At 62.7% G+C, this 429-nt stretch carries 1 protein-coding gene; it reads left to right on the top strand.

Annotated elements, in window-relative coordinates:
• On the top strand, nt 1-405 hold a 405-nt coding region (locus tag FK219_RS14175; RefSeq protein WP_328821675.1), incomplete at its 5' end, for an SHOCT domain-containing protein.
• Between the last annotated feature and the right edge of the window lie 24 nt (nt 406-429).

Raw genomic sequence — 429 nt, 5'->3', positions numbered from 1 at the left:
CCGCACCTCGGCGACCATGCGGACTGCGCGCTCACGAAGCTCGCGCGGATACTTGTTGGGTCGTGCCATGAGACTGATCCTTCCAAGGAATCGAGTCTCCGAACACGCCGGGGGGATTCACTGCGGCGCACCTGCGCAAATGCTCAGAAGGGCACGATCATGATGTGGGGATACGGATACGACGGCTGGGCGTGGATGTGGGTTGTCGGCAGTCTCTTCGTCATCGGGGTTGTGGTTCTTGTGGTGGTTCTGGTCCGCAATTCGACGGCCAGAACGAGCGCGGGCACCCCGCCCGTAGCGATGACGTCGACGCCGCGACAGATTCTCGATGAGCGGTATGCCCGAGGCGAGCTGACCACCGACGAATACCGTGAACGCGTTGAAACTCTGGGCGGTACGCCGTAGTCGCGTGAGGGTCGCCGTCTCGTC

Origin of the sequence: Microcella pacifica, from assembly GCF_009371975.2 — a bacterium.
Lineage (GTDB): Bacteria > Actinomycetota > Actinomycetes > Actinomycetales > Microbacteriaceae > Microcella > Microcella pacifica.
The sequence above is the reverse complement of the archived record's forward strand: the minus strand, read 5'-3'. Positions and strand labels throughout refer to the sequence as shown.